Annotated in this window: 4 protein-coding genes and 2 pseudogenes; 4 read left to right on the forward strand and 2 right to left on the reverse strand. The window is 60.3% G+C overall.

Annotation, left to right across the window (positions count from 1 at the left end):
* Window positions 1–131: 131 nt before the first annotated feature.
* Window positions 132–1,844, forward strand: coding sequence for a 30S ribosomal protein S1 (rpsA, locus tag JCM25146_RS07985; protein WP_025827144.1), 1,713 nt, complete (start codon window positions 132–134; stop codon window positions 1,842–1,844).
* A gap of 106 nt (window positions 1,845–1,950) precedes the next feature.
* On the opposite strand, the gene rdgB is transcribed toward rpsA, so the two are convergent.
* Entirely contained in the window at window positions 1,951–2,550 is a 600-nt protein-coding gene (gene rdgB / locus JCM25146_RS07990; RefSeq protein ID WP_025827146.1) for an RdgB/HAM1 family non-canonical purine NTP pyrophosphatase, read from the reverse strand.
* A pseudogene (gene rph, locus JCM25146_RS18155) lies at window positions 2,547–3,280 on the reverse strand (ribonuclease PH). The gene rdgB and the pseudogene rph overlap by 4 nt, the downstream one beginning before the upstream one ends.
* Window positions 3,281–3,406: 126 nt before the next feature.
* Between rph and hrcA the strand changes: the two are divergent.
* The 3 genes and pseudogenes from hrcA to prfB all read left to right on the forward strand — a co-directional run bounded on the left by hrcA (window position 3,407) and on the right by prfB (window position 8,504).
* Window positions 3,407–4,479 (forward strand): annotated as a pseudogene (gene hrcA / locus JCM25146_RS18160) (heat-inducible transcriptional repressor HrcA).
* A gap of 104 nt (window positions 4,480–4,583) precedes the next feature.
* The gene (locus JCM25146_RS08005; RefSeq protein WP_025827148.1) at window positions 4,584–7,313 is read left to right on the forward strand and encodes a penicillin-binding protein 1A; all 2,730 of its coding nucleotides are present in this window, start codon (window positions 4,584–4,586) and stop codon (window positions 7,311–7,313) included.
* 59 nt (window positions 7,314–7,372) lie between these two features.
* Window positions 7,373–8,504 (forward strand): peptide chain release factor 2 gene (gene prfB / locus JCM25146_RS08010; RefSeq protein WP_148299009.1). Its coding sequence is split into 2 segments (ribosomal slippage): window positions 7,373–7,441 and window positions 7,443–8,504, totalling 1,131 coding nucleotides; the frame shifts between segments, so codons are not numbered across the junction.
* Window positions 8,505–8,978 lie beyond the last annotated feature (474 nt).

The raw sequence follows: 8,978 nt of genomic DNA on the forward strand, positions 1-8,978 counted from the left end.
CCCGGGTCTGACCAACAGGTCGGAGGGCGCTGGTGCCCATCCGTTCCGTCAGGCAAGCCGTGCCGCAGTTTGCGGGGCGCAGGAACAGTCTGCAAGCGTGTTGCTGGCGGGCTCAGGATTTACGGTACCACATGGCTTCAGCCACCACCCAGACCACGGATCACTTCCGTGGCGAAGATTTTGCCACCCTTCTTGACGAGACCCTCGGCCGCGATTCCGGCTTTGACGGGTCCGTTGTTCGCGGTCGCGTTGTCCGCCTGACGGACGACTACGCAATTGTTGACGTCGGCCTGAAGAGCGAAGGCCGCGTCTCCCTGCGTGAATTCGCACCGCCGGGTGTCAAGCCCGAAGTGCAGCCGGGCGATGTGATCGAACTGTACGTCGAGCGTTACGAAGACCGCGACGGCAGCATCGTTCTCTCCCGCGAAAAAGCACGCCGTGAAGAAGCATGGACCAGCCTCGAAAAAGCTTTCGAAGCCAACCAGCGCGTCAACGGCACCATCTATGGCCGCGTCAAGGGTGGCTTTACGGTTGATCTGGGCGGCGCCATGGCGTTCCTTCCCGGCAGCCAGGTGGACATCCGCCCCGTGCGTGACGTCGGCCCGCTGATGGGCGTGCCCCAGCCCTTCCAGATCCTGAAGATGGACCGTGCACGTGGCAACATTGTTGTCTCCCGTCGTGCCGTTCTGGAAGAAACACGCGCAGAACAGCGCAGCGAACTGATTCAGGGCCTGACCGAAGGCATGATCCTGGACGGCGTTGTCAAGAACATCACCGACTACGGTGCGTTCGTTGATCTGGGCGGCGTTGACGGCCTGCTGCATGTGACCGATATCGCATGGAAGCGCATCAACCACCCCTCCGAAGCACTGCAGATCGGTCAGCCGGTACGCGTGCAGGTGATCCGCTTCAACCCCGACACGCAGCGTATCTCCCTCGGCATGAAGCAGCTTGAAGCTGATCCGTGGGAAAATGTTGCACTCAAGTACCCGCCGGGCGCTCGCTTTACGGGCCGCGTGACCAACATTACCGATTACGGCGCATTTGTTGAGCTGGAACCGGGCGTTGAAGGTCTGGTGCACGTTTCCGAAATGTCCTGGACGAAAAAGAACGTCCACCCCGGCAAAATCGTTGCGACCTCTCAGGAAGTGGACGTGATGGTTCTGGATGTGGACAGCTCCAAGCGCCGCATCTCTCTGGGTCTCAAGCAGGTTCAGCGCAACCCTTGGGAACAGTTCGCCGAAGAGCACAAGGTTGGCTCCACGGTAGAAGGCGAAATCCGCAACATTACGGAATTCGGCCTGTTCATCGGCTTGTCTGCGGACATCGACGGCATGGTTCACATGTCCGACCTGTCTTGGGACGAAGCTGGCGAAGAAGCCATGAAGAACTACGAAAAGGGCCAGGTTGTAAAAGCCAAGGTTCTGGACGTGGACGTGGAAAAAGAACGTATCTCCCTTGGCATCAAGCAGCTTCAGGAAGATCCGGCAGCTGACGCTCTGGCCAGCATCCAGAAGGGCACGATCGTAACCTGCATCGTGACCGCTGTGCAGACCAACGGCATTGAAGTGAAGGTTGACGACGTTCTGAGCGGCTTTATCCGTCGTGCGGAACTGGCTCGTGACAAGGCCGAACAGCGCCCCGAACGCTTCGCTGTTGGCGAACGCGTGGACGCCAAGGTTGTGTCCGTTGACCGTACCTCCCGCAAAGTTGCCCTGACGATTAAGGGCCGCGAAGTGGAAGAAGACAAGCAGGCTATCAACGAATACGGCTCCGCAGACAGCGGCGCATCGCTCGGTGATATTCTGGGTGCGGCGATCCGTCGTCGTAACACCGAAGACTGAGCATAAAAAACCGGGGTGGTTTGGGCCATCCCGGTTTGGCAAAGCTTTTTTGCCATGCACAAAAATAGCGCCCCTTTGTGGGCGCTATTTTTTATGGGGTGTGCCTTTAGTCCAGACAGGCTTTTCGGAAGGCGGCAAACGCCCGTGCGCGGTGGCTGATGGCGTTTTTCTCCGCATCTGTCATTTCGGCAAAGCTGCGGGTTTCGTTCTCGGGGGCAAAAATCGGGTCGTAACCGTGCCCGTTGTCGCCACGGGGTGGCCAGACGATCTGCCCGTCAATCCGTCCTTCAAAGCTGAGGGTCCGCCCATCGGGGTAGGCAAGGCAGAGCACGCACACAAACCATGCCTCGCGCTCATCCTGACCAATGCCTTCCTCAATACGGGCCATGGCGGCAGCAAAATCCTTGTTGGGGCCAGCCCAGCGGGCGGAGTAAATGCCCGGAGCCCCCCCAAGGGCGCTAACGCACAGCCCTGAATCATCAGCCAGTGCAGGCAGGTTGGCCGCTTTGGCCGCCGCCAGTGCCTTGATGGCGGCATTGCCAGCAAAAGTTGTGGCTGTCTCCTCCGGTTCGGGCAGGTTCAGCTCCCCTGCGGACAGCACGGTAATGCCAAATTCCGCCATAAGGGTGGAGAACTCGGCCAGCTTGCCCGCATTGTGGGTGGCAAGCACCAGCCGGTCGCCGGAGTGTAGGGTGGGGTGGGTCATGTTGTGGGTTGCTCTGCTGTATGGATGGCGTTCAACTGGGCGGCAAACAGTTCCCCTGCACCTTGGCGGGCAAGGGAGAACAGGGTGTTAAAGGCGTCCTCGGCAAAGGGGGTTCCTTCTGCCGTGGCCTGAATTTCCACAATACGGTGGTCGGCGCTGAGCACAAAATTGGTGTCGGCCAGTGCTGTGCTGTCTTCGGCATAATCAAGGTCCAGCACGGCTCCAGCACTGGTCAACCCGCAGGAGACAGCGGCAACCTGCCCGCTCAGCGGCATGCGCGGGAGCACACGGTTGGCCACCAGCTTGCCAAGGGCCAGACGTAGCGCCACCCATGCGCCGGTAATGGAGGCGCAGCGCGTGCCACCATCGGCGTTGAGCACGTCGCAATCCAGTGTAATGCAAAGCTCGCCCATGGCCTTCAGGTCAGTTACGGCGCGGAGCGAGCGACCGATCAGGCGCTGGATTTCCTGCGTGCGGCCGGACTGTTTGCCTTTTGCGGCCTCGCGGTTGCCACGGGCATGGGTGGCGCGGGGCAGCATACCGTATTCCGCCGTAACCCACCCGCTCCCCTTGCCGCGTAGGAAGGGGGGCACGCGATTTTCCACGCTGGCGGTGCACAGGACCTCCGTATTGCCAATGCGGATAAGGCTGAGCCTTCCGCATGGCGGGAAAAACCGGTCTCGATAACAATGGGGCGCATCTGCCCGGCCTGTCGGCCTGATGGACGCATGGCGGCGGCTCCTGACAAAACAATGACAAAGGGTTGTGCCTGCACATAAAATGCTTTTGGCAGGAGTAAAACCGGCAATAAGCCATTATAATCACGCATCAGACCGCACAAAGGAGCCTGATAGCCATGAAGCGTGGCCTGTTGCCAGCCCAAGCGATGCTACCCCCCGAACTGGATGGGCGCTCTGCGAACATCCTGCGCGAGATTGTGGAGGAATACATGGCCAGTGGCGAGCCGGTGGGCTCGCGCACCCTCTCACGCAGGCTGGGGCAGCCGCTCTCTCCGGCGACCATACGCAATGTCATGGTGTCCCTGACCGAGGCGGGCCTTCTGTTTTCCCCCCATACATCGGCAGGCCGCCTGCCGACCGAAAAAGGGTTGCGCCTGTTTGTGGATGGGCTGCTCCAGTTCGGTGCGCTGTCTGAGGATGAGCAGAAGGTCATTGGTCATTCGCTGGAAGCGCGCGGGCGCTCCTTGCAGGATACGCTGACCGAAGCCTCCTCCTACTGGCCGGGATGTCCGATGCCGCCGGGCTGGTGGTGGCCCCCAAAGGGGAAGGTGGGATCAAGCACATAGAATTCGTGGCGCTGGGCGGTCATCGTGCGCTGGTTGTGCTGGTTGGGGCGGATGGGCATGTGGAAAACCGGGTGATCGAAATTCCATCCGGCACTCCCCCGTCTGCATTGGTGGAGGCAGCCAATTACCTGAATGCCCGTGCCATGGGGGCCTCCCTGCCCGACCTGCGCCAGCGTGTGGGGGCGGAAATGGGTGAGAACCGCACGGTCCTGAACAGCCTGACCGCCGAGGTGGTGGAGAGCGGTCTGGCCATCTGGAACACGGAGCGCGGAGAGAGTGGTGGCACGTTGATCGTGCGTGGCCAGTCGCGCCTGCTGGCCGATGTGGACGGGCAGGAACGTCTGGTAGCCATACAGACCCTGTTTGACCGGCTGGAAGCGCAGGAGACCATGCTGCGCCTGCTGGAGCTGGTTGAAAGTTCGGAGGGTGTGCGTATTTTTATCGGGGCCGAAAGCGGGCTGTTTGGGGCCACGGGCATGTCCGTTGTCATGGCCCCCGCCCGCAATGAGGCCAACAGGATTGTCGGGGCCATTGGTGTTATTGGTCCAACACGCATCAATTACGGGCGTGTTGTGCCGGTGGTGGACTATACGGCCCGTATTCTGGGCGAACTGCTGGGTTAGCCAGACATGCAGATGTTGGGACAGAAGTCGGAATTCCGCCACGATTATGCACACAATGACGATGGTAAGGAGACGACAGGATATGGGAATGGTAAAGGACCGGTATGACAAGCACTCCGCCTTCTGGTGACCCGGATTCCTCCCCCCGGCATGGCCGGGACAACGCACGGTCCTTTTTGTTGAGCCGGCCCCGCTTCCGCCAGTGGCGCATGCTGCTTGGCACGGCTGCGGCCGTGCTACTTGTGGGCAGTGCCGGTGGGGCTGTGGTGGTGTGGTCGCAATACCAGAGTATTGTGGCCGATCTGCCAACGGTGGATGGCCTGCGCTCTTACCAGCCGCCGGTCATGAGTCGACTATACGCAGCAGATGACCAGCTTGTGGCCGAACTGGCGGATGAGCGGCGGGTGTTTGTACCCTCCAACGCCATTCCCGATCGGGTAAAAAGCGCGTTTATCGCCGCGGAGGACCAGAAGTTCTGGACCCATAAGGGTGTGGACCCTGCCGCCATTATCCGCGCGGGGCTGACCGACCTGACGCGTGGCAAGGGCCGCAGGCCCATTGGCGCTTCCACCATTACCCAGCAGGTTGCTCGCGTTATGCTGCTGGGTAGCAATGCTGTTTCTTTCAAACGCAAGGCCAAGGAAGCATTTCTGGCCATGCGCATAGAGCAGGTGCTGCCCAAGGAAAAAATTCTCGAAATCTATCTGAACGAAATTTATCTGGGCAACGGTGCTTACGGCATTGGCGCCGCGGCACAGACGTATTTCAACAAACCTCTGGACCAGCTTGATAATGCGGAGGCTGCTTTTCTGGCCGCCCTGCCCAAGTCCCCCACCAATTATAACCCTGCCCGTTTCCCCGATGCCGCACGCGGCCGGCGTAACTGGGTGCTGGAGCGCATGGCCGATATTGGGGCCATTACACAGGCCGATGCACGGCTGGCTGAGGCCGAGGCCCTTGTCACCACCAGTTTTTCCCGCCCCGGTCCTGCTCCCGGCTCGGAATGGTTTGCCGAGGAAGTGCGGCGTGAACTGCTGGAAAAATATGGTCAGGACACGACCATGCAGGGCGGGCTGGATGTGCATACCAGTCTGGACCTGCCTCTCCAGCGTGCGGCCCAGACCATTTTGCAGCAGGGTCTTATGGCGTATGACCGCCAGCACCGTGGCTGGCATGGCCCGGTCACGCACCTGTCCACCCCCATCCCTCTGACACAGGAGGAGTGGGTGCGCGCCCTGCGCACGGTCAGTGCGCCTGCGGGCATGCTGGACCAGTGGCGTCTGGCTATTGTGCTTGATGGCAATAAGGGGCAGGTCGGCTGGCTGGAAGGGAGCGTGGTCCGCCGCAACGCCATGCAGGGGGGAGAGCCGCATACAGGGCAGATCCAGCCCAAGGATATGTCATGGGTCCGCCGCTCACGGCCTTTGCGCACGGGTGATATTGTCATGGTGGAACCCCAGACCGGGCAGTCCACTGTTGCTCTGATGCAGATCCCGGTGGTCGAAGGGGCCATTGTGACCATGAATGCCCGCACGGGGCGAGTGCTTGCTCTGGTCGGGGGCTGGTCTTTTCAGGCGTCGCAGTTTGACCGGGCGACACAGGCCCTGCGCCAGCCGGGGTCGTCTTTTAAGCCATTTGTTTATCTACAGGCTATGGAACAGGGCATATCGCCCTCGCAGGAGTTTGACGACTCGCCCGTGTCCTATGGCACATGGCATCCCAATAACTACGAAAAAGACTTCTGGGGTCCCACGTCCCTGCATGACGCACTGCGGGAGTCGCGCAACCTTGTCACCATCCGTCTGGCTGCTCATCTGGGTATGAACACGGTAGCCGATACGGCGATCAAGCTGGGGTTGGTGGAAAGCATGCCCCACGTGCTGCCTGCCGCACTGGGAGCTGTGGAGACAACAGTCCTTAAGGAGGCAGGTGCCTATGCGGCCCTTGCTGCCGGAGGGCGCAGGATTACCCCCACCCTGATTGACGATGTGCAGGACCGGGACGGCCACGTGATCTGGCGGCCCACAACAGGGCTCTCTTTGGCATCTGCTGCATCTCTGTCCAATGCGGCAGGGTCCGCTACTGCATCGGTCGGGGTGGACGCAGTACATCCTGACGCCCCAACAGGGCTGACCAGCGCGGCAACGCCGCCCACAGCAGCGTCATCCGCCCAGCCCGCCGTTGTGGTGCTAACGCCCGATGACCTGCCCGCTTTGCGCGATGACCGGCCTGTTGCCGCATCCGAGCAGAGTGCGTTCCAGATCACGACCATGCTGCAAGATGTTATCCGTCGCGGCACGGGTGTGCGTGCGGGTGAGGGCATAGACGTGCCCGTAGCGGGCAAGACCGGCACCAGCCAGAATTTTAACGATGCATGGTTCGCAGGGTACACGCCAGAGCTGGTCACGGTCGTCTGGGTCGGGTTTGATACACCCCAGTCCCTTGGACGGAACGAGACAGGGGGCGCAATTGCAGGCCCGCTGTGGAACAAGGTGATGAAGGCAGCACTCAAGGACCAGCCAAAGCTGGACTTTGCCGCCCCCGATGGCATCATGCTGGTCAGTTACGATACAGGGCGTGGCGTGGCGATAGACGCGTTCAAGGACGGCCAGCTCCCCGGTGTCAGTGCTAATCTGCTGAGCAATGTGGACGCCCAGCAGCTCAGTGCCGCCGACACAGGGGCCGAAAACATGCCGGATTCGGAAAGTGATATGGCAGCCAGCACCAATGGTGCCACGCCACCCGGTGGTGCTGGAGCCAGCCCGGCGGGTGGGGGCAGTGCTCCTGCTCCCGCACCTTCTGGGGGTGACATTGGCATGGGCGGCCTTTATTGAGGGCCGCACAGAACACAATCAGACGATAATGTCTGGCAGGTAAATGGAGAACAGGCCCGATGTCCGCCGAGACAGAAGCCCTTAATGAACAGATCAAGCAGTCCGTAGCGCTGCTGAGGAGGCATCTTTAACTGGGATGTCGCAGAAGCCCGCCTTGCGGAACTGAACAACCAGGCAGAAGACCCAGACCTGTGGAACAACCCTGAAGCTGCGCAGAAAATGATGCGCGAGCGTACGCTTCTGGCCAACCAGATTGAGGGCGTGCAGGCGTTGGAAACCAACGTAAGCGATACGTCTGAACTGATTGAGATGGCCGAAGCCGAAGGCGACGCCGATCTGGTGGCCGAGGGCATGGCCAGCCTGCGCGCTCTGGCAGAGGAAGCCAAACGGCGTGAGATTGAAAGCCTGCTCTCCGGGGAGGCGGACAGCAACGACTGTTACCTGGAAGTCAACGCAGGGGCAGGTGGCACGGAGGCGCAAGACTGGGCCGAAATGATGCTGCGCATGTACACCCGCTGGGCAGAGGCGCATAATTATAAGGTGACGCTGATTGAAAGCTCGGAAGGGGAACAGGCCGGGCTTAAATCCGCGACCATTCTGGTCTCCGGCCCCAATGCTTATGGCTGGCTGAAAACCGAGGCAGGCGTGCACCGCCTTGTCCGCATCTCTCCCTTTGATGCGGCAGCCCGGCGGCAGACATCCTTTGCATCGGTCTGGGTTTATCCGGTGATTGATGATTCAATTGAAATTGAAATCAATGATGCTGACCTGAAGGTGGACACATTCCGGGCCTCTGGCGCGGGTGGGCAGCACGTTAACAAAACGGATTCCGCTATCCGTATTACCCATATTCCCACCGGCATTGTGGTGGCGTGCCAGACGGACCGCTCGCAGCACAGGAACCGTGCTACGGCCATGCAGATGCTGCGTGCGCGTATGTACGAGGCCGAGTTGCAGCGGCGCGAGGCCGCCGCTGCCGAGGCCGAGGCGGCCAAGACCGATATTGGCTGGGGGCATCAGATCCGCTCGTATGTTCTGGCCCCTTATCAGATGGTCAAGGACCTGCGCACCAGTGTTGAAACCGGTAACCCTGATGCCGTGCTGGATGGGGAGCTGGATGCGTTCATGGCTGCGGCTTTGGCCATGCGTGTTGGTGCCACCCGTTCGGAAGCCAGTGCGACCGCGCAGTAATGGCATGTTAGAGCGCTGCGCCAGCTATGGGCGGGCGAGAGGAAAAGGCGGGCTTCAGGCCCGCCTTTTTTCTTTTGTGCAAGGGGGTTAGGTTCCTAAAGTTTATATGCAAACTTTTCTCAGATAAGTCGCTTGACATCTGCCGTGCCAGATTGCCCAATCAACACAATAGATAACAAGACAGACCGTCAGGGCTGCCATTCTGGTTGCCGGGACCAGATGTGATTTGAGTGTTTTCATAACTGGAAAAGGAACAGAGCCTGTCTGTTCTGGCAGTTTGAAGGGAGGAAGGGCCAAAATGAGTAACCCTGAGCAGCAGCCAGGTTCGGCAAACTATGTCTTTCGGGCAAGTGCTGCTGTCGGTGTGATTGTATTCCTGCTCGTGCTTTTACTGCACGTGCTGGGCATATGGGGTCTGATTTCTGGGATGGGGAAGGGTGAGAGCGCGCCGCCCCGCCAAGCCACCATCAGACG

Source organism: Acetobacter okinawensis JCM 25146, from assembly GCF_000613865.1.
Taxonomy (GTDB): domain Bacteria; phylum Pseudomonadota; class Alphaproteobacteria; order Acetobacterales; family Acetobacteraceae; genus Acetobacter; species Acetobacter okinawensis.

What these genes read in the sequence shown, in the direction of transcription:
- rpsA (WP_025827144.1), top strand. Translation starts at nt 132, where the DNA reads ATGGCTTCAGCCACCACCCAGACCACGGATCACTTCCGTGGCGAAGAT.
- JCM25146_RS08005 (WP_025827148.1), top strand. Translation starts at nt 4,584, where the DNA reads ATGACAAGCACTCCGCCTTCTGGTGACCCGGATTCCTCCCCCCGGCAT.
- rdgB (WP_025827146.1), bottom strand. Translation starts at nt 2,550, where the DNA reads ATGACCCACCCCACCCTACACTCCGGCGACCGGCTGGTGCTTGCCACC.